Origin of the sequence: Pseudobutyrivibrio sp. ACV-2 (genome assembly GCF_900107545.1) — a bacterium.
Classification (GTDB): Bacteria; Bacillota; Clostridia; order Lachnospirales; family Lachnospiraceae; genus Pseudobutyrivibrio.
Genome location: NZ_FNQZ01000001.1, coordinates 356,790 through 379,577, shown reverse-complemented (window position 1 = coordinate 379,577; position 22,788 = coordinate 356,790). Strand labels below are relative to the sequence as shown.

25 protein-coding genes are annotated in these 22,788 nt (G+C 39.3%); all 25 read left to right on the top strand.

Annotated features, from left to right (window positions below):
* The first annotated feature begins 46 nt into the window (after nt 1-46).
* The 25 genes from flgB to flhA all read left to right on the top strand — a co-directional run bounded on the left by flgB (nt 47) and on the right by flhA (nt 22,787).
* Nucleotides 47-442 carry a flagellar basal body rod protein FlgB gene (flgB, locus tag BLV53_RS01800; protein WP_090296261.1) on the top strand — a complete coding sequence of 132 codons (396 nt, stop codon included), beginning with the start codon at nt 47-49 and terminating at the stop codon, nt 440-442.
* 26 nt (nt 443-468) lie between these two features.
* Nucleotides 469-924: a flagellar basal body rod protein FlgC gene (flgC, locus tag BLV53_RS01795; protein ID WP_090296259.1), complete on the top strand. Its 456-nt coding sequence runs from the start codon at nt 469-471 to the stop codon at nt 922-924.
* A 24-nt stretch (nt 925-948) separates the two neighbouring features.
* Nucleotides 949-1,260, top strand: coding sequence for a flagellar hook-basal body complex protein FliE (fliE, locus tag BLV53_RS01790; protein ID WP_090296257.1), 312 nt, complete (start codon nt 949-951; stop codon nt 1,258-1,260).
* 135 nt (nt 1,261-1,395) lie between these two features.
* Nucleotides 1,396-3,012: a flagellar M-ring protein FliF C-terminal domain-containing protein gene (locus tag BLV53_RS01785; protein WP_090296255.1), complete on the top strand. Its 1,617-nt coding sequence runs from the start codon at nt 1,396-1,398 to the stop codon at nt 3,010-3,012.
* A 4-nt stretch (nt 3,013-3,016) separates the two neighbouring features.
* Nucleotides 3,017-4,024, top strand: a complete 1,008-nt coding sequence (gene fliG, locus BLV53_RS01780) for a flagellar motor switch protein FliG (RefSeq protein ID WP_090296252.1) — start codon at nt 3,017-3,019, stop codon at nt 4,022-4,024.
* Nucleotides 4,008-4,907, top strand: coding sequence for a FliH/SctL family protein (locus BLV53_RS01775; protein WP_090296250.1), 900 nt, complete (start codon nt 4,008-4,010; stop codon nt 4,905-4,907). The genes fliG and BLV53_RS01775 overlap by 17 nt, the downstream gene beginning before the upstream one ends.
* Nucleotides 4,908-4,933: 26 nt before the next feature.
* Nucleotides 4,934-6,226: a flagellar protein export ATPase FliI gene (gene fliI / locus BLV53_RS01770; RefSeq protein WP_090296737.1), complete on the top strand. Its 1,293-nt coding sequence runs from the start codon at nt 4,934-4,936 to the stop codon at nt 6,224-6,226.
* 24 nt (nt 6,227-6,250) lie between these two features.
* Entirely contained in the window at nt 6,251-6,703 is a 453-nt protein-coding gene (gene fliJ / locus BLV53_RS01765) for a flagellar export protein FliJ (protein ID WP_090296247.1), read from the top strand.
* A 3-nt stretch (nt 6,704-6,706) separates the two neighbouring features.
* A complete protein-coding gene (locus BLV53_RS01760; protein WP_090296245.1) occupies nt 6,707-7,579 on the top strand; it encodes a MotE family protein in 873 nt (290 codons plus the stop codon).
* Nucleotides 7,580-7,667: 88 nt separating this feature from the next.
* Complete coding sequence (locus BLV53_RS01755; RefSeq protein WP_090296242.1) at nt 7,668-9,167, top strand: flagellar hook-length control protein FliK; 1,500 nt, start codon at nt 7,668-7,670, stop codon at nt 9,165-9,167.
* A gap of 24 nt (nt 9,168-9,191) precedes the next feature.
* Complete coding sequence (locus BLV53_RS01750) at nt 9,192-9,929, top strand: flagellar hook assembly protein FlgD (protein WP_090296239.1); 738 nt, start codon at nt 9,192-9,194, stop codon at nt 9,927-9,929.
* Between the two features lie 9 nt (nt 9,930-9,938).
* Nucleotides 9,939-10,340 carry a TIGR02530 family flagellar biosynthesis protein gene (locus tag BLV53_RS01745; RefSeq protein WP_090296237.1) on the top strand — a complete coding sequence of 134 codons (402 nt, stop codon included), beginning with the start codon at nt 9,939-9,941 and terminating at the stop codon, nt 10,338-10,340.
* A 92-nt stretch (nt 10,341-10,432) separates the two neighbouring features.
* Entirely contained in the window at nt 10,433-12,109 is a 1,677-nt protein-coding gene (locus BLV53_RS01740) for a flagellar hook protein FlgE (protein WP_090296234.1), read from the top strand.
* Between the two features lie 270 nt (nt 12,110-12,379).
* Entirely contained in the window at nt 12,380-13,177 is a 798-nt protein-coding gene (locus BLV53_RS01735; RefSeq protein ID WP_090296232.1) for a motility protein A, read from the top strand.
* Nucleotides 13,177-14,103 carry an OmpA/MotB family protein gene (locus tag BLV53_RS01730; protein ID WP_090296229.1) on the top strand — a complete coding sequence of 309 codons (927 nt, stop codon included), beginning with the start codon at nt 13,177-13,179 and terminating at the stop codon, nt 14,101-14,103. The genes BLV53_RS01735 and BLV53_RS01730 overlap by 1 nt, the downstream gene beginning before the upstream one ends.
* A 24-nt stretch (nt 14,104-14,127) precedes the next feature.
* A complete protein-coding gene (locus tag BLV53_RS01725) occupies nt 14,128-14,655 on the top strand; it encodes a flagellar basal body-associated FliL family protein (protein WP_090296226.1) in 528 nt (175 codons plus the stop codon).
* Between the two features lie 34 nt (nt 14,656-14,689).
* Nucleotides 14,690-15,670, top strand: a complete 981-nt coding sequence (fliM, locus tag BLV53_RS01720; protein ID WP_090296224.1) for a flagellar motor switch protein FliM — start codon at nt 14,690-14,692, stop codon at nt 15,668-15,670.
* 1 nt (nt 15,671) lies between these two features.
* Nucleotides 15,672-16,847: a flagellar motor switch phosphatase FliY gene (gene fliY / locus BLV53_RS01715; RefSeq protein ID WP_090296219.1), complete on the top strand. Its 1,176-nt coding sequence runs from the start codon at nt 15,672-15,674 to the stop codon at nt 16,845-16,847.
* A 23-nt stretch (nt 16,848-16,870) separates the two neighbouring features.
* Nucleotides 16,871-17,233, top strand: coding sequence for a response regulator (locus BLV53_RS01710; RefSeq protein ID WP_028236293.1), 363 nt, complete (start codon nt 16,871-16,873; stop codon nt 17,231-17,233).
* A gap of 2 nt (nt 17,234-17,235) precedes the next feature.
* Nucleotides 17,236-17,601, top strand: a complete 366-nt coding sequence (locus tag BLV53_RS01705) for a flagellar biosynthetic protein FliO (RefSeq protein ID WP_090296218.1) — start codon at nt 17,236-17,238, stop codon at nt 17,599-17,601.
* Between the two features lie 23 nt (nt 17,602-17,624).
* Nucleotides 17,625-18,473 carry a flagellar type III secretion system pore protein FliP gene (fliP, locus tag BLV53_RS01700; RefSeq protein WP_090296215.1) on the top strand — a complete coding sequence of 283 codons (849 nt, stop codon included), beginning with the start codon at nt 17,625-17,627 and terminating at the stop codon, nt 18,471-18,473.
* A 45-nt stretch (nt 18,474-18,518) separates the two neighbouring features.
* On the top strand, nt 18,519-18,788 hold the full coding sequence (gene fliQ, locus BLV53_RS01695; RefSeq protein ID WP_090296213.1) for a flagellar biosynthesis protein FliQ: 270 nt from the start codon (nt 18,519-18,521) through the stop codon (nt 18,786-18,788).
* A gap of 7 nt (nt 18,789-18,795) precedes the next feature.
* Nucleotides 18,796-19,575 carry a flagellar biosynthetic protein FliR gene (locus tag BLV53_RS01690; RefSeq protein ID WP_090296210.1) on the top strand — a complete coding sequence of 260 codons (780 nt, stop codon included), beginning with the start codon at nt 18,796-18,798 and terminating at the stop codon, nt 19,573-19,575.
* On the top strand, nt 19,575-20,708 hold the full coding sequence (flhB, locus tag BLV53_RS01685; RefSeq protein WP_090296208.1) for a flagellar biosynthesis protein FlhB: 1,134 nt from the start codon (nt 19,575-19,577) through the stop codon (nt 20,706-20,708). The genes BLV53_RS01690 and flhB overlap by 1 nt, the downstream gene beginning before the upstream one ends.
* Before the next feature lie 27 nt (nt 20,709-20,735).
* The gene (gene flhA, locus BLV53_RS01680) at nt 20,736-22,787 is read left to right on the top strand and encodes a flagellar biosynthesis protein FlhA (RefSeq protein WP_090296205.1); all 2,052 of its coding nucleotides are present in this window, start codon (nt 20,736-20,738) and stop codon (nt 22,785-22,787) included.
* Nucleotide 22,788: the final 1 nt, after the last annotated feature.

Sequence of the window (22,788 nt, the reverse complement as noted above, 5' to 3'; positions counted from 1 at the left end):
TTAATCACCTTGTAGTTTGGTTAAATAGTCTAGGAGGAATGTAAGTATGATTAGTTCAGATGCTTTTTCTTATATAAATCTGCTTGATATGACCGCTGACGCCAGCTATCAGCGACAGACGTTGATTATGAATAACATAGCCAACGGCGATACTCCTGGATATAAAAGACAGGAAATGGAATTTGCCAGTGTTTTAAGACGTGAACTTGTTGGTACCCATGAAAAAACTTTAGACAGGGCAGTAAACGTACTGGATGATAATGGTAATCATGTGGATGGCTATGAGTACACTGATTATGAACACTATTCATACAGACTAGATGGAAACAATTCAGATCCTGATACTGAGCAGGTAGAACTTGCATCAGAACAGCTTCGTTATCAGAGTCTTACCACAAGTATTACCAATGAATTTAACAGGTTCGCAACAGTTTGTAAGTAATTTGGCTTTTGTTTAAGGAGGTTTTTATGGGACTTTTTCAACCTTTTGACATAGCTGCATCTGGTATGACCGCTCAGCGCTTCAGAATGGATATTATTGCTGAAAATATTGCAAATATCAGTACAACGCGTACAAAAAACGGTGAACCATATCGTAGAAAAATTGTTACTTTTCAGGAAAAACAGTTAAAAGCTGGTATGCCTAATTTCAAAAATGTTTTAAAGACTACAGAACAGGCATACTATGGAAATGGCGTAAAGGTTTCTAAAGTATCAGAGGATACAGAAAACGACTTTATCATGGAATATGATCCATCTCATCCAGACGCTGATGAAAATGGATATGTAAGATATCCAAATGTGAACACTGTCACTGAGATGACTAACCTTATAAGCGCTAGCCGTTCATATGAGGCTAATGTTACGGCTTTCAATGCTATAAAGGCTATGGCGCAAAGTGGAATATCTATCGGTCAAAGTTAATAATCTGGTGGGGAGGGTTATTAAATGGATGTATCTGGAATTCACAATTTGTATGGAATTACACCGGTTGCAGGAATGCCACAGAAGTCGGAAAAGGTTGATGCCACCACTGGCTTTCAGAGCATGTTGGATTCGGTGATGACTCTTTTAGAGGATACAAATCAGTTACAAAAAAATGCGAATAAGGAGCAGGTGGCATTTGCTCTTGGCGAAACTACGAATACTCACGATTTGATGATAGCTGAGCGTAAAGCAGGAATAGCGCTTCAATACACTGTGGCTGTCAGAGATCGAATTCTTGAATCTTATCAGCAGATAATGCAGATGCAGGTATAATATATTTGACCTGCTTGCAGGTTGAGATTATGCTCCAAAAGTGCCGCATTTGTGTAGCAAATTTGTAATGACACTTGTTGCTTAGCTGAGACGGCGCTTAGCGCCAAAGAGAATGACTGTAAAAGGGGAAGAGTTATGCCGGAACAAATTCAAGCGATTTTGAATAGAATTCTTGAGTGGTGGAGAAAATTTACAAAGCGTCAGCAGGTATTGATAGTTTCAATCACTGCTGTAGTTGTTGTGTCCTTTATTATTTTGGGAGTTATAATTACCCGCCCGACATATGTTCAGCTTATTACCTGCGAGGACGGTAAGCAGGCTGCAGCCGTTAAAACTCTTCTTGAGGACAATAATATATCTTATCAAACCAGTGATGATGGTTTCACATTTTATATAAATGAAAAAGATAATGCTAACGCAAGTATACTTCTTGGTTCTAATGAAATTCCAACTTCAGAATACACTATAGCAGATGTCATAGATGGTAGCTTTTCAACAACAGAGGCAGATAAGCAAAAACGCTATAAGATTTTGCTTGAACAGGATTTTGGTAGAAAGATTCAGTCTCTAAATATGGTTGAAAAAGCTGAAGTCACTTTGAATATTCCAGAGGATGATGGAACTATTCTTTCCAGAAGTGAAGATGGCTATGCATCGATAGTACTTACACTTACTTCACCTATATCGGATGAAACTGTAGCAGGAATTGCAAAATTTGTTGCTACAAACATGGGAAATGACGACACTGAAAATGTAACCATCATGGATACAGATGGTAATTTACTTTTCCCTACAGCAAACACCGGTACTGCCGCAGGCTCAGCATCTGCAAATCAAGATGTGAGAGAAAAGGCCAGCGATGAAATTGCGAAACGGGTTCAGACGGTGCTTGATGGAACAAATCTGTACGATACAGTCTCTGTTGGCGTCAATTTATCAATGACCTTTGATGAAAACAGCTATGTAGACTACAAATACTACGTTGATGAAGGTCGAAGCGAGGGATATTTGGATAAGGAATCAGGCTCCAGCTCTACATCGGTAAGCGGTGCTGGTGGTGTTCCTGGAACTGATTCAAATGATGATGATACTACTTATGTCATGGAGGATGGTAATCAGACGACCGCTTCCACTGATGAATTTGAAAGGGATTATCTTCCTAGTGAAACTGTTACAACACATACAGATGAAATGGGAAAACGTGCCCTTGAGGATTCATCAATTTCAGTTACATGTAAGACATTTGCTATCTATAACGAAGATAAAATGAAAAAAGATGGAACTCTTGAAGAACTGGGACAGACATTCGATGAGTTTGTAAAGGCAAATTCTAATCCGGTTCAACAGGAAGTTTCTGATGATATCGTTGAGGTGGTAGCCAGAACAACAGGCTTCCCACAGGCTAATGTAAAGGTTGTAGCTTATGAGATTCCAATGTTCCAGTATTCTGAGGGACCTGGAATCGAGGTTACAGATATTCTTCAAATTGTTCTTGCATTCCTTATCTTTGCAATGCTTGGCTTTGTTGTATTTAGAAGTCTTAAGGTGGAAGAAGAGGAGCCGGTGGAGCAAGAACTTACAATTGATGATCTTATTGCTTCTACTGCTCAGGAAGAGGAGGAAGAGGAGCTTGAAGATATCGGTTACACAGAAAAATCTGAAGCCCGCATACTTATTGAAAAGTTTGTAGATGAGAAACCAGAGGCTGTTGCTCAGCTTCTAAGAAATTGGCTAAACGAGGATTGGGGATAAGGTTATGGCTACTGAAGACATGAATGGCGTACAAAAGGCCGCAATACTTTTAATCGCCCTTGGACCGGAGAAATCGTCACAGATATTCAAGCATCTCAAGGAAGAGGAAATTGAAGAACTGACCCTTGAGATAGCAAACACTCGAAGTATTTCTCCTACAGTTAAGGAAGAAGTAATAGAAGAATTTTATCAGGTTTGTTTGGCACAGCAGTACATTGCTGAAGGTGGTATTAGTTATGCTAAAGAGCTTCTGGAGAAGGCTCTTGGTAATGACAAGGCCCAGGATGTTATCACAAAGCTGACAGCGTCACTACAGGTTCGTCCTTTCGAATTTATCAGAAAGACAGAGCCTTCACAGGTATTAAACTTTATTCAGGATGAACATCCACAAACAATAGCCATGATTCTTTCTTATCTGTCAGCTGGCCAGGCTTCACTTATCATAGGAGCACTGCCTCCTGAGAAGCAGGCTGATGTGGCTAGACGTATTGCACTTATGGATAGAACCTCACCTGAGGTTATTAAGGAGGTTGAAAGAGTATTGGAAAGAAAGCTTTCATCTCTTATCAATCAGGATTACTCTATCGCCGGCGGCGTAGATGCGGTAGTAAATATCTTGAACACTGTAGACCGTGGTACAGAAAAACGTATCATGGAATCTTTGGAAATCGAAGAACCAGAGCTTGCTGAGGAAATCAGAAAGAAGATGTTCGTATTCGAGGATATCCTTCTTCTGGACGACAGAGCTATACAGCGTGTTCTTAGAGACGTTGATAACTCAGACCTTGGTGTGGCTTTGAAGGGAGCTAATGAAGAGGTTCAAAACGCAATCTTTAAGAATCTTTCTTCTCGTCTTGCATCAATGATTAAGGAAGATATGGAGTTTATGGGTCCAGTTCGTATGAAGGATGTAGAAGAAGCTCAGCAGAAGATAGTTGGAATTATCAGAAAGCTTGAAGATTCTGCGGAGATTGTTATTTCTAGAGGAGGTTCGGATGAGCTTGTTGTCTAGTCACAACGTAGTTTACGGGTTTTTGATTGCTCCCAATGAGCCTGATGAGGAAGGAGAGTCAAATGAAGTGGTTATTGACTCCAACGCCAAAGCGAAAGAACTGATTATGAAGCAGGAAAAGGCCTACAAGGCCAGGCTTCTAGATGAGGAGAGAGCGCGAAGGCTGGCTGCTATGCAAGAATCAGGGGCTGAAATTCCAGATGGGGTTGATACTGATGAATTTTTGGGATTGGCTGATACTATCATGGAAGAGGAAGAAACGGTAGATGTAGGACCCCAGGTTGAGGAACTTTTAGAGCAGGCAAAGATGCAGGCACAACAGATTATAGATGATGCTAATGCTCAGGCTGAAGAGATTTTAAATGCTGCGCAGTTGAATGCTGATGCCATGAGAAATCTTGCACGTCAGGATGGTGAGAAGGAAGGCTATAATGAGGGAACGCAAAGGGCTGCTTTAGAGCTTGCAGATGCTCAGTCGTCTATGCAGGCTGAAATACAGCGAATAGAAAACCAATATATGGAAATGCAGATAAACATGGAGCGTGAAATTGTAGAAATGTGTCTGCCGGTTTTTGAGAGGGTTTTTTCTGCAGAATTATCTGGAAGAAAAGATGTTATTTATCATCTTTTAGACCACTGTATTATGAAAATTGAACGAACAGGCCAGATGCAGATTAAGGTATCAGATGCAAATGCAGAATACATAAAAGGAAAGAAAGAAGAGATTCAGGAAAAAGTTGGTGCAGAGGTGGGACTTGATATTATTGCGGTTCCACTTTTAAACGATAATCAGTGTATTATTGAAACAGATGGTGGCATATTTGATTGTAGTATAGATACAGAGTTGGATAATCTTATAAGGGAAATTAGAGCCCTAAGCTAGGAGGCAAAGTGGATCAGGGATTATTGATGCAGCTTACAGAGAAGGATTACTTTAAATCTCTTGGCAAGGTTGTAAAGGTTGTTGGACTTACAATTGAGTCAGTGGGACCGGAGGCCAAGCTTCGCGATTTGTGCGAAATTATCGTGGAGGGCTCCGACCAGCGAATAAAAGCAGAGGTTGTCGGATTTAAAGACAAACGTCTGCTTTTGATGCCTTATGAGAATGTTGAGGGTATTGGTGTTGGCTGTATGGTAGAGAATACCGGACATCCTCTTGGCATTGCTGTGGGAGACCAGTTACTTGGGCATCTTGTGGATGGCCTTGGCGTTCCTTCTGATACAGATGATTTATCTGATTTTCAGAATTTGGTTGAATACCCGGCAGAAGCAGATTCCCCTGATCCTATGGCAAGAGTGATTATTAAAGAACCTCTACCCCTTGGAGTCAAGGCTGTTGATGGACTTATAACTGTAGGAAAGGGTCAAAGAATTGGAATCTTTGCAGGCTCAGGTGTAGGAAAATCCACACTTATGGGTATGTTTGCAAGAAACACAAAGGCCGAAATCAATGTAATAGCTCTTATTGGAGAGCGTGGTCGTGAGGTCAGAGAGTTCGTTGAAAACGATTTGGGTCCTGAAGGTATGGCACGTTCTGTCGTTGTGTGTGCCACATCTGATAAGCCCGCTTTGATAAGAAAAAAGGCTGCCCTAACAGCTACAGCCATTGCGGAATATTTTAGGGATCAGGGCAAGGATGTACTTTTGATGATGGATTCCTTGACCCGTTTTTCTATGGCTCAGCGAGAAATTGGTCTTGCATCAGGAGAACCACCGGTTACAAGAGGATATCCGCCTTCAGTATATTCTGAGATGCCACGTCTCTTGGAAAGGGCAGGAAATGCCGCGGTTGGGTCTATAACAGGTCTATATACGGTTCTTGTAGATGGTGATGATTTCAATGAGCCAATTACTGATACAGCTCGTTCTATTTTAGATGGTCATATTGTGCTAAACAGAAAGTTGGCACAAAAGAATCATTATCCTGCTATAGATGTTTTACAGTCCATTTCCAGAGTTATGTCTGCTGTGGCAACGCCTGAGCATAAAGTTGTAGCAGGTAAGCTGAAAAATGTTCTGGCTACATACCAAGAGGCCGAAGATCTTATAAATATAGGTGCATATAAAAATGGTTCAAATAAATCAATTGATTATGCAATCAAAAAGATAGATGCAGTAAATGATTTTCTACTTCAGCAAACGCATGACAAATTTGAATACGACGAAATTATTCAGCAGATGACATCGATTTTTGCAGAATAGTAGGCAGTAATCAGAGGTGGTACCGTGGCTAAATTTGTTTATAGAATGCAAAACATTTTAGAACTAAAGCGAAAAATTGAAGAGCAGGAAAAGGCAAATTTTGGAATGGCAACGGCTCGTTTTAATGAAGAACAAAATAAGCTTCGTGATTTAATGATAAGACAGGCCGGATATGAAAAGCGCCTTAAGGAACTTTCTATAGGAGATATAGATATTAAAGCAATAAAGACTTGTAAGAGCTCAATTACTTCCATGAAGGTTGCTCTTCGAAATCAGATGTTTGAGGTTTCAAAAGCTCAAAAAGCCATGGAAAACGCAAGGAAACGCCTTAATGCAGTCATGATGGAGCGGAAAATGCACGAAAAGCTAAGGGAACATGCCTTTGAGGAGTTCTTAGATGAGATAGATCGTGAAGAAAGTAAAATCACTGATGAACTTGTAAGCTATTCATATTTTAATACAGAAAAGGAAGAATAAATTATGGCAGACGTAGCAAATGCAGCGGATGATAAAGCTGCAAAGAAGGAAGCAAAAAAAGCTGAAAAAGAAGCTAAAAAAGCTGAAAAGGCCGCACTAAAGGAGAGGCGCAAGGAGGCCAAGGCCAACGGCGAAACTCTACCTGAGGATGAAGAAAGACTCGGCATTGGAGGAGGAATAATAATGGCATTTGTAGTGCTTTTAATCCTCCTTATTTGGCTTGTCATTTTTGCCTTTTTGGTAAAAATGGATGTGGGCGGTTTTGGCTCTACTGTGTTATTTCCTGTTCTCAAGGATGTCCCTTATGTGAATCAGATATTACCAGGTATAGAGGATTATTTGCCACAGGAAGTGGTTGAAGATGAATATTCTCAGTATACTACGGTGGAGTCAGCCATAGACAGAATAAAAGAACTGGAAACTCAGATAGAGGAGATGAAAGCGGCTGGCGAGTCAAACAGCGATTATATAGCGGAACTTGAAACCTCCGCTCAGGAGCTAGCCGAATATAAAGCCAACCAAACAGCTTTCGAGGAGACAAAAGAAAAATTCTATGAGGAGGTTGTTTTTTCTGAAAATGCACCCGATATAAATGAATATAAGACCTATTATGAATCCATTGAGCCTGAAAATGCTGCTGCAATATATAAACAGGTGGTCAGCCAGCTTCAGAACGACAAGGAGATAGAGGATTACGTAAAGACATATTCAAGCATGAAGGCTAAAAATGCTGCTTCAATCTTTGATGCTATGACCGATGATTATGATTTAGTATGTCAGATTTTACAGGCAATGGACGCAAGCACCAGAGCTTCTATTTTAGAGGCGATGGATGCAAGCAATGCTGCAGTCCTGACAAAGATGATGGAACCATAATATTTCTCTTTCAAGAGATATTATCAAATATACACGGGAGGAGGTCTTATAGTAACTTGAAAAATGCATAGGAGAAAGGAGGGGGCACATGACAAGTAGCAATGTGGCAAGCCTTTTGGTAAAGCCTGCTTCAAAGGATTTTATTCCAAAGCAGGAGTTACAACCAGAGGTTAAGAGCCCGGATAATTTATTTGCTAGGACACTACAAAATGTCAGTGATTTATCTCGGTCGAAGGTAACTGCTCCTACACCAAAAACTTCTGAGAAGCCAGTTGATAAAACTAAAGTAGAAATTGACAAGACTTCTTCAGTAAAAGGAATTAAACAGGATGACATCAATGGATCTGACATGGCAGAAACTGTAGAGAAGGTGGAAGCAGTAGTGAAGGAGGTCAAAGAAGTAGTTAAGGAAGAGCTTGATGTTACAGATGAAGAAATTCAGCTTGTAATGGAAAACTTGGGGTTAATTGCGATTGATATCCTTGATCCACAAAATCTTGCCCAGATAGTGACGGAACTTACAGGTGCGGAAGATTCGATTTCCCTTGTAATGAGTGAAGAATTCGCAAATATTCTTAAGGATGTTACAGAGTTGACAAACCAATTTCTTAAGGATATGGATGGTGCTCTTCCACAAATTAAAGAGTTATTGATTCAGATGCAACCACAGGATGAAATGCTTGCAGCAGATATTCAAATTTCTGAAGAGCAACTTGATTTAACCGAACAGAAGATGCCTGTAGTTCAATCTGATATACCTCAAGATGAGATAGGTAAAGAGGAGTCCTCTGCAACAGAAACAGTTAAATCTGGGGTTAGCACAACTGTAAAACCAGAGGAAAAAGCTACAACGATTCAAGAAAACGAGGAAAATCCACAGGAAGTTGAAAAGGACATCTTATCAGCTTTTAAAGTGAAAACAGATAATGGTGAAGCAGATTCTGATAATAAAGATTTTTCTTTTGAACAAAAACAAAGAAATGCAGTTTTTAGATCAGGTGATAACGAAAATGGAACTCCTGTTATTAGGCATGAAGCTACAAATCCTATGGTACAGGCAAATAATGAACTTCAGTTTTTGGCACAGGAGCAAGTTGTAGAACTTCCAACAGGAGAGTCAGTAAAGGCATCTGACATTGCTAATCAGTTTATTGAGCAGGCAAAAGTTCTCACAACTACGGAGTCAACTACAATGGAGCTTACACTTAATCCTGAGGGATTAGGAAAAATCTTCCTTGAGGTTACTCAAAAGGGCAACGAAATCACAGCGAAAATCTTTACTGAAAATGATGCTGTAAAACAGGCCTTAGAATCTCAGATGGCAAACCTTAAATCAGAGTTTACTCAAAGCAACACAAAGGTTACATCCGTTGAGGTATCCGTTGGAACCCATGAATTTGAACGAAATCTTGATGAAAACGGAAGAGAAGACGCTAGAAGGGAAGAAGGAAGGCAGCAGTCATCAAAGCGCAGAGGTCGAATCGATATTACAAGTCTTGATGATTTGACAGGACTTATGTCAGATGAGGAAATGCTTATAGCTCAGATGATGAAGGATAACGGAGGCACATTAGATTTTATGGCGTAGTTAAAGTTTGAAAGGAGTAGATTGATGGCAGAAAATATGTTGGTTGGTGCTGTTACTAATGGTGAATATAAAAAGACCGAAGCATCAAAGCAGACAACAAAATCAGATCAAACTACCTCAACCTCAAAAACAGCTGGAAAACAGGATGGCGGATATAATCAGGAAATGTTTCTTAAGCTTCTGGTTGCAGAGATGCAGTACCAGGATCCTATGGAACCAAGTGATAACAGCCAGTATGTGGCACAGCTTGCATCCTTTACACAGATTGAAGCCATTCAGTCAGTTCAGGATGATATGCATTCTATTCAGGCTCAAAGCTTGGTAGGAAAAACTGTTGTTATTAACAGTGATCATGAAGAAATACGAGGTAAAGTAGATTACGTTACATCAGACGACGAAGGAACGATGTACGTATCGGTAAATGATAAGCAGTACAAGGTTAGCGAAATAGATTCTGTCGTAGATACAGATTATTACAATGCAGTAACAATAGTTGAGACCTTCAATACTATGGTTGCAAAACTTCCAATATTGGAAAACGTTACAATCAAAGATGAAAACGACATCACAAATGCACTTAATGTTTTCAATTCAATGGATACTTACACCAGAGGATTTGTTAAGGAAGATGTTGTAAAACATCTTGAAACTATTGCAAATAGACTTAACGAACTAAAGAATCCTAAAAAAGAAACCGATAATAAGGATGAGACTTCTTCAACAGAAGATACTTTAGAAAAAGCCCCAGTGCAGGAAATTTAGGAGGAAGATATGAGTAATTTAAAAATTAATCCTAATTTCACCTCCATTGAGCGAGTAGCTGGTACATATCTTAATCCAGCAGCTGAGTCCAAGCCACTTGGCACATTAGATGGAAAAAGCTTTGAAGACATATTTAAAGAGAAGCTTAATAGTACTTCTGCGTTAAAGTTCTCCAAGCATGCATCACAAAGGCTTGATGATAGAAATATCGAATTGACACAAGAGCAGTCCCAAAGACTAGAAGAAGGCGTACTTAAAGCCTCTGCAAAGGGAATTACTGATTCGCTGGTTCTTGTAGATACATTAGCTTTTATAGTTAACGTACCTAACCAGACCGTAGTTACAGCTATGGATCAGACAGAATCAGAGGAAAACATTTTTACAAATATTGACGGTGCTGTTATAGTTTAGCTGGACCTTCATGGAAGCTAAGTCGTGGACTGACAGAAGCGACAAAAACACACCCCAATCATAGTTAAATTATTGGGCGGAGGTCATTCATTATGATGAGATCACTTTTCTCTGGTGTGTCAGGTCTTAAAACTCACCAGACAAAGATGGATGTTATCGGTAATAACATCTCTAACGTTAACACTGTTGCGTTCAAATCTTCAGCAACAACATTTTCTGATATTATGTATCAGACAACTCAACAGGCTTCAGGTGCTTCAGGAACCAGAGGCGGTACAAATGCTAAGCAGATAGGTCTTGGTGTTACTAATGGTGCAACAAAGGTTTCCATTACATCATCTGGTGCTGCTCAGTCTACTGGTGATGCACTTGATATCAGACTTACAGACTCAAAATCAACAAATTTCTTTATTGTTAATAATGGTGCGCAAAATCTGTTTACCAGAGCAGGATCTTTCTATATCGATGGAATGGGAAATCTTGCCATGACTACAACAGGTTATATTGTTCAGGGCTGGCAGGTAGACCCTCAGAACCCTGCAAGTATTATTAAGGATACGGTTTCTCCTCTTAGAGTTATGAAATCTGAAAACCTGACATCTGCTCCAGAGGCTACCACAGCAGCAAATTTCGCCGGTGTCCTGGATAAAAATGACAGTCAGTTTAATTCTACAGGTGGATATGTTCGCTCATTTACGTTATTTGACAATCTTGGTTATTCATATACTGCAAAATTTTCTATTAAATTGCAGGATGGTACAAATGGTATCTATACAGTCGAATTAACCAGTGTTCTAGATCAGGATAATAATGATATTTTAAAGAAATATACATCCCAGAGTGACGGAAGTGGAGGTAGCAAGAGTTTGTCTGATATTTTTGGTACGGATATTATTGTATCAAAATCTTATAAAGCGCTATCAGATGATTATAAATTCACAACAACTGATCCGGCAGCAGGCACTGGTGATATTAAAATGACCTCAGGTACAAAGACTTATACATATAACGCTACAGACAAGGCGTTTGTTAATGATGCAGATTCTACGGATGTGCTTCCTCTGACAGTGGTTTGCGGATTGTCTGCTGAAGATATGGCAAAGAATATTGAAATATCTTATAAAGATGAAAATACACTTGCAATTAAAAGTCCGTCTATTGGATATAACCTGAAATTCGATCCTAAAGAAGGTACTTTAATGTATGCAGGAAAAGATGCAAAATCTGGAGGAAAATCCCTTGTTATGAATTCATCATTACTTGGACCTTCTGATGAAAAAGCTGCAATTTCTGATATTGAAATTGATTTTTCTAAACTGTTGAATTATGACAATGGTGGAACTTCAACTGCTGTAGCTAATAAAGGTATTCCAGACGGAGTTACCATGAGGGGTGAAGGTAGGAAGCTTGGTACTATGACTGGCTTATCTATTCAGACCAATGGCGAAATCTATGGTTCTTACTCAAATGGTAATACTGTGCTTTTGGGACAGATTGCAGTAGCTCAGTTTGCAAATGCGTCAGGTCTTCTTGAAATGGGAGACAACTGCTATAATACAACTCTTAACTCTGGTGACTTTGACGGCATCGGTATTGATATTTCTGCTGATGGTTCTTCTATGAACACAGGTCAGCTTGAGATGTCCAATGTAGATTTGTCAAGCGAGTTTACTGATATGATTACCACTCAGCGTGGCTTCCAGGCAAACTCTCGTATCATTACAGTTTCTGATACATTGCTTGAAGAATTAATCAATTTGAAGAGATAAATTTAATAAATTAATGGCAAGAGAGGGGGAACCCTCTCTTGTTTCTATTTTATGTAAATTTCTAAAAATTTTGTGAATAATCTATATTTAGTGGTTTAGACACGGAAAATACACAATAATATGCGACCATTTCACCAAGAAAAGTAGACAATATGCTATAAATCTAGTAAAATAATCACAAAAGTATATATCGAGTAATTTTATACAAAATTTTCTAGATTTTCTAGTGGGGACGTATTTTTTTATAATTGATGGGGTGGTGAGAGAGTTTTGGATATAGCTACTTTAATCGGCTTAGTACTCGGTGTTGTAATGGTTGTCTTCGGAATCGTATCTTCCGGTGGCGTTGCAGCTATCGCAAACTTCATAGATGTTCCATCTGTTATTATCACAATCGGTGGTTCTTTGTCTTCTTGTATAGCATGTAACAAGATGCCTGATTTCATAGCCGGATTAAAGGGTCTGACGTTAGCTATTAAGGAGCCTCCAATAGGAAATGCAGCAGATACCATTGGTAACATTATTAATCTTGCCAACATTTCCCGTAAGGAAGGTATTCTTGCTCTCGAAGAAGCAGCCCACAGCATAGAAGATGAGTTCCTGAAAAAAGGAATTAACCTTGTTGTTGATGGTACTGATCCGGAACTTGTTCGTGCAATTCTAGAAACCGATATGAGCTGTCTTGAAGACAGACATAAAGTCGTTATCAACTTTTGGAGCAAATGGGGTGAAATGGGACCTGCCTGGGGTATGATTGGTACTCTGGTAGGACTTGTAAATATGTTAAAGAACCTGTCTGACGCATCTACCATCGGACCAAATATGGCGGTAGCGTTACTTACCACACTTTATGGTTCTCTTATTGCCAACTGGCTTACAAACCCTGTTGGTACAAAGCTTGGAGTAGATAACGGTCTTGAAATAATGATGAAGTCAATAACAGTGGAAGGTCTTCTTTCTATACAGGCCGGCGAAAATCCACGAGTTATAGAAGAAAAGCTTAAATCATTCTTACCACCTTCAGCTAGAGAAGGAATCGGTGGTGACGGTGGAGGAGGTGAAGGCTAATGGCAAGGGAGAAAAAGCCAGAAGAGGCACCGCCTGGGTCGCCTGCCTGGATGGCCACCTTCTCAGACTTGATGAATTTACTTTTGTGCTTCTTCGTTTTGCTTTTCTCAATGAGTAGTACTGATACAGAAAAGTTTCAGGAAGTAATTGCCAGTATTCAATCAAGCTTTAGCATTTTTTCATCAGGAGGCACTTCAATTGGTGAGGGCCAGATGATTTCATCTGGAATCAGCCAGCTTGAAATGTTTGATGATTATTTTAACAGTGTCCATGATGGTGACGATGAGACCTACGATAAAGAAGGAGACAGCGAAACGGAAAACACCTCAGAGGGCAATCAAAGTGAAACCGAAAGCAATGGTGAAGGCGAAAACGAGGGGGACAACACAGCTTCCGGTGAAGGAGATGTTTCTGTTGAGGAAGCAAAGGAAGCACTAGCTGAAGCTGGCGCCTCTGAAAGCGAATCAATTGCAGAACAAATTGAAGACAAGCTTGCAACCTATGGTTTGCAGGATCAGGTAGAAGTAGATTTCAATGCAAATTATGTAATGATTACTATCAATGGTGCTTTGCTATTTAAATCCGGCAAAGCAACCCTTACAGAAGAGGCTCTGGGGATTGTAGATAATCTGGCGTCCATATTGCAGGATTATGACCACAATATCATTGAAATTGAAGGCCATACAGATAATGTTCCAATGTCTTCAGGAACCTATGAAAACAACGATGTGCTTTCGATGTACAGAGCTTTATATGTGGCTGAGAGAATTAGAAGTGTCACAAATCTAAATCCAGCCTATGTAAAATCGGCAGGACGAGGTGAATATGTTCCGATTGCAGATAATAGCACTGCAGAGGGGCGTGCAAGAAACAGAAGAGTAGAAATAAAAATATTCAACTCCTATTCATCTGATTTAGGAGAATAGTAATGATATAGAAAGGCTGTACTTATGAAGAAGAATTTGATTACAGTTGTTATACTTGCACTTGTGGTTGTGAATCTGGTTCTTACAGCAGTTCTTACAATTTCAATTGTGCCTGAAACAAAAAAGGCCAATGAGCTTATCACAAAGGTATGTTCAGCTATTGATCTTGATTTGGTTGCAGGAGATACTGCAGGATCCCTTAGCATTGATGTGGCAGATATGAAAGATTACGCAGTTAATACTGGTGGAACAATGACTATCAATCTTAAAGATAATGGTGATGGAAGCTTACATTATGCAGTTCTTGGTGTTTCGCTATCACTTGATAGTACAAACGAGGACTACACCGAAAAATATGGTGGAGCAGGTGATTTATCACCGTATGATAATGTTATCAGCGATACCATCAAAACGGTAGTCAGTGGACATACAATCGATGATATGAGAAATAAAGAAGATGAAGTTAAGGAAGAAATTCTAGAGCAGCTTCAGGCATTGTTTAAATCTTCTTTTGTTGTTAGAGTCAATTTCTCTAGTGCTACTTATCAGTAGTCATATTCTAAGGGAAATAAGGTGGTGAGATAGCTTGGGTGACGTTCTTTCACAAAATGAAATAGATAATCTTTTGCATGCCTTAACAAGTGGTGAAGTCGATGCGGAAGAGATAAAAAACAACAAGGAAAAACCGGTAAAGAACTACGATTTTGCCAGACCATCCAAGTTCTCAAAGGAACACTTAAGGACCATGGAAATCATTTTCGAGCACTATGGTCGACTGCTTTCCACCAACTTGCCTATTTTCCTGAGAAAGAATATACAGGTGGAGGTAATGAACTCCGAGGCTGTTACCTACATGGAGTTTTCAAATTCTCTTTCAAACCCTGTATTACTTGGAATTGTTGATTTTTCTCCCCTTGAGGGAAACATTATAGTTGAAATGGCCTCAAATCTTGGCTTTGCCATGGTAGACCGAATGCTTGGCGGAGTTGGCGAGCCTTTAGATAAGGTTAGAGATTTTTCAGAAATAGAGCTTCTCATTATTGAAAGAGTAATGACAAGCTGCGTGGATCTCCTTAGAGAACCGTGGGAAAATGTTTTGGATTTACATCCAAGGCTTGAGAGAATTGAGACCAACTCTCAATTCGCACAGATTATTTCGCCATCAGAAATGATTGCGATTGTTACCTTGAATATAAAGATAGGTGACGTGGAAGGACTTATGAATATTTGTCTTCCATTTATTACTTTAGAGCCAGTTATGGACAAATTGAACACAAAGTTTTGGTATAGTAGTCAAAAGGAAAAGACAGGAGATAATTACTCAGATGATATGGAGGCTTTAATTAGCAGGGCCAAGATTCCTGTTAAAGCTGTTCTGGGTAATAGTGTCATAACAGTAGCAGACTTCTCTCAACTTCAGGTGGGCGATATTGTAAGGCTTGATAGAAAGGTTGATGAAGAGCTTGATGTATTCGTGGGCGACATTAGGAAATTCGCTGCCCTTCCAGGTGCTTCAGGAAAAGGCTACGCAGTAAGAGTGACAGAAATCATTAGGGAGGAGCAGTAGAATGGGCGACGGTGTATTATCACAAGATGAGATAAATGCACTACTTAGTGGGGGTATACCCGATGCTGCATCAGCTGATGACGGTGGATCTGCAGGCGGAGGCGGTGAGCTTTCCAGCCAGGAGATTGATACTATTGGCGAGGTAGCCAATATCAGCATGGGAAGCGCGGCAACCACCTTATTTTCTCTTGTAAACAAAAAGGTAGAGATATCTACACCTGTTGTTTCTGAGACTAATTGGGATGAGTTGGCTTCCAATTATGCAGATAACTGTGTAGTTGTAAGAATTGGATACACCAAGGGTATAGATGGTAGTAACGTTCTCGTTTTAAAAGAGGATGATGTCAAGGTCATTACCGACCTGATGATGGGCGGAGATGGAACAAATATAGATGGTGAGATTTCTGACTTACATCTGTCGGCTATCTCAGAAGCTATGAACCAGATGATGGGAGCTTCAGCCACATCGCTTTCATCGATGCTTAATAAAATGGTTGATATTTCACCTCCAACAGCCACTCTTACAGATATGTCGGCTATTAATGGAGGAGAGATAGATGAATTCTTAAGTGGTAATTTCGTAAGAATTGCCTTTAAGATGGAAATTGGAGATTTGGTAGACAGCGAAATGATGCAGCTGTATCCAATCTCTTTAGCAAAGGAAATGTGCGCAGCAGTGCTTAACAATATGGAGAATGACTCACAGTCTACTGTGGAAGAGGAACCTGCCCCAGCCGCAGCACCACCTCCACCGGCTGCAGCGCCTCCACCAGCACCTGGTGGAGCACCACCACCTCAGGCTATGCCTCAGATGGATCCAAATATGATGGCAGGTCAGCCGATGATGGCACCTCCGTATATGTATGCTCCACAACCACAGGTAAATGTGCAGCCTGCGCAATTCGCTCCGTTTGGACCTGGATTTGCGGCTCAATTTGCACAAGAAAATATTGACCTGATTTTAGATGTTCCGCTGGAAGTTACAGTAGAATTAGGTCGTACTAACAAAACAATCCAAGATATTTTGGATTTTGCACCCGGTACTATCATCGAGCTAAATAAAATAGCTGGTGAACCAATAGATGTACTTGTAAATGGCAAGTATGTGGCCAAAGGAGAGGTAGTAGTTATTGAGGAATCCTTTGGAGTACGTATTACCGAAATCATCAAAGAATAATACATATTTAAGGAGATGAAGACATGGCAAAAAACATTTTAATCTGTGACGATGCTGCATTTATGAGAATGATGATCAAGGATATTCTCACCAAGAATGGCTACAACGTTGTTGGAGAAGCTGAGAACGGTAAGATCGCTGTAGACAAGTACTCAGAGCTTAGTCCAGACCTTGTACTTCTTGATATCACAATGCCTGAAATGGACGGAATTGGTGCATTAAAGGCAATCAAGGAGAAAGATCCTAACGCATGTGTAATCATGTGTTCTGCAATGGGTCAGCAGGCCATGGTTATTGAAGCCATTCAATCAGGCGCTAAGGACTTCATCGTTAAGCCTTTCCAGGCTGAAAGAGTTCTTGAAGCTGTCAAGAAGGTAATTGGATAGGTATGCTTTTGCTTTCTTCTGCTGGTGAAAGTTTCTTCCAGTTAATATTTATATTAATTGTTTTTGTCGGTATTCTTGCATTGACCTACTATGTTACTAAATGGATTGCCGGCTACCAGAAGACGCAGGGCTTCAATAAAAACCTTGAGATTATTGAAGCGATAAAAATCTCCAGCAATAAATATGTTCAAATTATAAGAGCTGGGGAGGATAGATATTTCGTCATTGCTTTAGGCAAGGATGAGGTTGTATTTCTTGGCGAATTATCCTCCGACCAGCTTAAAGAAATTGAAAATGTGGAATCTGTCACATCTCAGCCACCAGTAGATTTCAAAAGTATTTTGGACAAGCTTGCAAAGAAGAATTAATATCGTCGGGGACAGATTATGTGATGAATAAACTTAAAAAAGCATATATAGTCTTTAGTTTAGTTTTTACGACTATAGTAAGTGGTTATATTCTGTATCATTCGGAAATTACAGTACAGGCAACTGAATATGACACTGGTTACGGGGCTGCAAATGAGACTTATGGTGCTACAGAAAATGCACCAAATGCTTCAGATGAGGTTGTTGGCGATGGGGGCTTTACCCTTACCTTTAATGGAGAAGATGGGAATTTTTCATCCACTCTTAGGATGCTTTTGGTTTTAACTATTCTCACCTTGTCGCCATCCATTCTAATAATGCTTACATCCTTTACCAGATGCGTAATCGTTTTGCACTTCATACGCGCTGCTATAGGAACAAATACAGCGCCTCCTAATCAGGTACTGATTGGTTTGGCGTTGTTTTTAACATTATTCATTATGTCTCCTGTAATCACAACCATCAAAACCGAGGCTATTGATCCTTTTGATGCAGGTGAAATAACTCAACAGGAGGCCATAGATGCAGCTATAACTCCAGTTAGAGAGTTTATGTATGGTCAGACTCAAACAAAGGACTTAAATCTTTTCTGTGAAATAGCAGATATTACCTATGAGGACTATGATGAAGTACCTTTTACAGTGGTTGTTCCTGCATTTATATTATCGGAACTTCGAACAGCCTTTATTATAGGTTTTTTGATTTATGTGCCATTTATCGTAATTGATATGGTCGTTGCATCAGTGCTTATGTCAATGGGTATGATGATGCTTCCACCTACAACAATTTCACTTCCATTCAAGATTTTGTTGTTCGTTTTGGTAGATGGTTGGGACCTGTGTATAGGCGGTTTGGTAAAGACATTCTACTAGCAAATATATCAACTGAATTGGCATAATTATAGGAGAGGGTAGGTTATGACTGAGGGGCAGATATTAGACATTGTTAGAGATGCAATTTATACGCTTCTTATTACAGCGTTACCGCTTTTGCTTGTATCATTGATTATCGGTCTGGTAGTCAGCATATTTCAAACAGTCACATCTATTCAAGAACAGACTCTTACATTTATTCCAAAAATAGTAGGTGTTTTTGCTGCTCTTATGTTTTTTGGTCCATGGATGCTTACAGTGTTAACAGAGTACATTACTGATTTATGGGCAAATTTCAGTATGTATTTGGGCTAGAGATTAGATGTTTAGTTTGCATTTTACCTTAGAAAATTTTGAATATTTCTTGTTGATACTTACTCGCATATCCATGTTCGTAGTAGTGGCACCATTTTTCAATATGAACAATACACCAGTAAGAGTGAAGGTGGGATTCTCTGCCTTGGTATCTTTACTGCTTTATTTTGTGATTGATTTTAGTGCCTTAAATTATTCTACAGTCATAGGATATGCTTTTTTAGTTGTCAGAGAAGCTGTTACAGGGCTGATTATCGGGTTTTCGACCTATTGTTGCAATTTTATCATTTTACTTGCCGGCAACCAGATAGATATGAATGTTGGTCTTTCCATGGCCCAGGAATATAATCCAGCTCTTCGAACTGAAACTACAGTAACAGGCTCCTTATACAACAATTTTATTATGATGTTTCTTGTTGCATCAGGAATGCATAGATATATTTTTAGAAGCTTTTGCGATGCATTTGAGTTAATCCCGCTGGGAGGAACAATTTTTAGGTGGGATTCACTGTTTGCATCTACTTTGGAATTCATGGCGGATGTATTTATAATCGCCTTTAGAATAGTACTTCCTGTATTTGCAGTTATTATGGTGCTTAACGCAATACTTGGAATTATGGTTAAGGTTGCGCCTCAGATTCATATGTTTTCTGTCGGCGCCCAGTTAAAGATTATTGTTGGTTTCACAGTTTTATTTTTGACAGTATTTTTATTGCCGGATATCGCAGCGTTTATCTTTAAAGAAATGAAAAAGCTGATGGTACTTTACTTACAGGGGTTGTATTGATGGATGAAATTAGAAAAGTTCTAATTCCATACGATTTACAGTTTTTTGCCAAGGATGGTGAAGGCGGTGAAAAAACCGAGGAACCTACCAGTAAAAAACTTAGCGATGCCAGAAAAGAAGGCAAGGTCGCTAAAAGTAAGGAAATTGTGAATGGGATAGCACTTTTAGGTTTCTTTTTAGCCCTTCGTCTATTTATTGGTTTTGCAGGAATCAGATTTAAAGAGATATTTAACTGGATTTATTCAATTATTCCAGACATAGTTAGAATGAATGGCAGTGGTCTTACAATAGTCACTACCACAACCTTGTTTAGAAACCTGCTAGGGAAAATACTTATTATCCTACTTCCGTTTTTAATTATGGGATTCATAACAGGATTTGTTACCAATCTTATTCAGGTAGGCTGGAAACCTACCATGAAGCCTTTAGAGCCAAAACTTAGTAAATTTAATCCTATTAATGGCTTTAAGAGAATGTTTTCAAAAGAGTCGCTTGTTAATCTTATAATGGCTTTAGCAAAGCTGTTTTTGATATTTTATATAGCCTATATCGATATAAAGGATCAGGCAAATAATCTTTTTATTCTCTATGATATTGGTCTGAAGACTGCTTTAAGCTTTATTTTTCAGATTATCGTAGACACAGGAATGAAGATTAGCATTGTATATATTATCCTTGGATTCATTGATTATGCATATCAGCGATGGAAATTCAGAGATGATATGAAAATGACCAAGCAAGAGGTCAAAGATGAATGGAAAAATACTGAGGGAGATCCTCAGATTAAAGGAAAGCAAAAACAGAAGATGTTGGAAAGTTCTCAAAGAAGAATGATGCAGAACGTTCCACAGGCTGACGTGGTTATTACAAACCCTACACATTTGGCGGTTGCTATTGTCTATGACAATACAAAAGATGAAGCGCCAAGAGTAGTAGCAAAAGGTGAAGATTATCTGGCTAAGCGCATTAGGGAAACAGCAAAGGAAAATGGGGTGCCTATTGTTGAAAATAAACCTTTGGCGCGAGCTTTATATGCTACAGTTGAGGTAGATGAAACTATACCACCTGAATTATATCAGGCAGTAGCAGAGATTTTAGCCGTTATCTATACAGAAAGAAATAAGGCGGGCTAAATAATTTCAAGAGAGGGGGGATGAGTAATGGAATTAACAGCATCTGTTAAAAAAGCCGATGTTGGAATTGCATTGTATTTACTTGCAGCCGTTACCTTCTTTGTTATTCCAATCCCTAATTTTGTACTTGATATAATGATTGCCTTTAATATTTCAGTGGCACTCATTATTCTCATGAATGTTCTTTTTGTGCAGGAAGTTTTAGACATGTCATTCTTCCCGACACTGTTGCTTTTTACGACTATTTTTAGAATTTCGCTTAACGTATCTTCTACAAGACTTATTCTATCTACAGGTGACCCTGGAAACGTTGTTTCTACTTTTGGTACTTTCGTAGGTGGCAATAATTTAATTATTGGTGCCATAATCTTTATTGTTCTTATCATAATTCAGTTTATGGTAATCAATAAAGGTTCTGAGCGTGTAGCTGAAGTATCTGCAAGATTTACTCTTGATGCTATGCCAGGTAAGCAGATGGCTATTGATGCTGACTTGAACACAGGTGCTATCGATGATGCAGAAGCTAAAAGACGAAGAGATAAGATTCAGGAAGAATCAGCCTTCTTCGGTGCTATGGATGGTGCTACAAAGTACGTAAAAGGAGATGCAACTGCAGGTCTTATCATCACCGTTATCAACTTAGCTGGTGGCACAGCCATGGGAATGATTAACGATAGTCTTCCTTTTGCAGAGGCCATTCAGCAGTTTGGTATTCTAACCATAGGTGATGGCCTTGTATCCCAGATTCCATCCCTGCTCATATCCCTTTCAACAGGTATTTTAGTAACTAAAGGATCAAAGGCTGCAGATTTCTCTGGAATTCTTATCAAGCAGCTTTTTGGCATACCAAAGGTTTTATATATCGTTGGAGCTGCGATGATATTCCTTGGTATTACAACTCCTCTTAATTGGGTCCTTTTCCTTGGTTTTGGTGCTGCATTTTTAGTTACGGGATATTCGATGTCCAAATCAATTGGTGAGGAAGAAATAGAGCAGGAAGTGGCAGCAGAAGAAACAGAGGCGGAGGAAATCAGAAAACCAGAAAATGTTGTTTCGCTGTTACAGGTTGATCCAATTGAGCTTGAATTTGGATATGGTATTATTCCGCTGGCAGATGTTAACCAAGGTGGTGATTTGCTTGATAGAGTTGTAATGATCAGAAGACAGATTGCTTTGGAGCTTGGTACTGTAGTTCCAATCATACGACTACGAGATAATATTCAGCTAAATCCAAATCAATATATTATCAAAATCAAGGGCATTCAGGTTACAGAGGGAGAGATACTTTTTGACCACTATATGGCCATGAATCCAGGCTATGTTGAGGAGGAAATCACAGGTATCCCGACATTTGAGCCGTCATTCCATTTACCGGCCATTTGGATTACAGAAAGTCAGCGTGAACGGGCAGAATCCTTAGGATATACGGTTGTTGACCCACCTTCGATTATTGCCACACACCTGACAGAGGTTATCAGAAGTCATATTGCAGAGCTTCTTACCAGACAGGATGTACAGAATCTTATTGACAATCTTAAAGAGACAAATCCTGTTATTGTTGAAGAGCTTATTCCAAAGCTTCTTGGACTTGGTGATGTTCAAAAGGTACTTCAAAATCTTCTTTCTGAAGGGGTATCTATCAGAGATTTGCTTTCTATTTTTGAAATTTTGGCAGATCACGCAACAACCACTCATGACACAGATGTCCTTACAGAATATGTAAGACAGGGCTTGAAACGAGCAATTTCAAGCAGATATTTTACTCCAAATGAGGTTACACAGGTTATCACGGTAGACCCTAAGGTTGAGCAGGATATTATGGCTTCTATAAAGCAAACTGAGCAGGGGGCTTACTTAACTCTCGATCCTGAAAGGATTCAGGCAATCATAGCATCACTTGAGGAAGAGATTAAAAAGCTTGAAGATATGGGAAGAACACCGATTGTTGTTACTTCCCCAATAGTCAGAATGTATTTTAAGACTTTGACTCAGGATTATGTCAAAGATTTAATAGTTGTTTCTTATAATGAAATTGATTCTAACGTTGAACTTTCATCGGTAGGTATGGTTACAGGGTGAT

Coding starts and splice junctions, on each gene's coding strand:
- flgB (WP_090296261.1), top strand. CDS start 47: ATGATTAGTTCAGATGCTTTTTCTTATATAAATCTGCTTGATATGACC.
- flgC (WP_090296259.1), top strand. CDS start 469: ATGGGACTTTTTCAACCTTTTGACATAGCTGCATCTGGTATGACCGCT.
- fliE (WP_090296257.1), top strand. CDS start 949: ATGGATGTATCTGGAATTCACAATTTGTATGGAATTACACCGGTTGCA.
- BLV53_RS01785 (WP_090296255.1), top strand. CDS start 1,396: ATGCCGGAACAAATTCAAGCGATTTTGAATAGAATTCTTGAGTGGTGG.
- fliG (WP_090296252.1), top strand. CDS start 3,017: ATGGCTACTGAAGACATGAATGGCGTACAAAAGGCCGCAATACTTTTA.
- BLV53_RS01775 (WP_090296250.1), top strand. CDS start 4,008: ATGAGCTTGTTGTCTAGTCACAACGTAGTTTACGGGTTTTTGATTGCT.
- fliI (WP_090296737.1), top strand. CDS start 4,934: ATGCAGCTTACAGAGAAGGATTACTTTAAATCTCTTGGCAAGGTTGTA.
- BLV53_RS01760 (WP_090296245.1), top strand. CDS start 6,707: ATGGCAGACGTAGCAAATGCAGCGGATGATAAAGCTGCAAAGAAGGAA.
- BLV53_RS01755 (WP_090296242.1), top strand. CDS start 7,668: ATGACAAGTAGCAATGTGGCAAGCCTTTTGGTAAAGCCTGCTTCAAAG.
- BLV53_RS01750 (WP_090296239.1), top strand. CDS start 9,192: ATGGCAGAAAATATGTTGGTTGGTGCTGTTACTAATGGTGAATATAAA.
- BLV53_RS01745 (WP_090296237.1), top strand. CDS start 9,939: ATGAGTAATTTAAAAATTAATCCTAATTTCACCTCCATTGAGCGAGTA.
- BLV53_RS01740 (WP_090296234.1), top strand. CDS start 10,433: ATGATGAGATCACTTTTCTCTGGTGTGTCAGGTCTTAAAACTCACCAG.
- BLV53_RS01730 (WP_090296229.1), top strand. CDS start 13,177: ATGGCAAGGGAGAAAAAGCCAGAAGAGGCACCGCCTGGGTCGCCTGCC.
- BLV53_RS01725 (WP_090296226.1), top strand. CDS start 14,128: ATGAAGAAGAATTTGATTACAGTTGTTATACTTGCACTTGTGGTTGTG.
- fliY (WP_090296219.1), top strand. CDS start 15,672: ATGGGCGACGGTGTATTATCACAAGATGAGATAAATGCACTACTTAGT.
- BLV53_RS01710 (WP_028236293.1), top strand. CDS start 16,871: ATGGCAAAAAACATTTTAATCTGTGACGATGCTGCATTTATGAGAATG.
- BLV53_RS01705 (WP_090296218.1), top strand. CDS start 17,236: ATGCTTTTGCTTTCTTCTGCTGGTGAAAGTTTCTTCCAGTTAATATTT.
- fliP (WP_090296215.1), top strand. CDS start 17,625: ATGAATAAACTTAAAAAAGCATATATAGTCTTTAGTTTAGTTTTTACG.
- fliQ (WP_090296213.1), top strand. CDS start 18,519: ATGACTGAGGGGCAGATATTAGACATTGTTAGAGATGCAATTTATACG.
- BLV53_RS01690 (WP_090296210.1), top strand. CDS start 18,796: ATGTTTAGTTTGCATTTTACCTTAGAAAATTTTGAATATTTCTTGTTG.
- flhB (WP_090296208.1), top strand. CDS start 19,575: ATGGATGAAATTAGAAAAGTTCTAATTCCATACGATTTACAGTTTTTT.
- flhA (WP_090296205.1), top strand. CDS start 20,736: ATGGAATTAACAGCATCTGTTAAAAAAGCCGATGTTGGAATTGCATTG.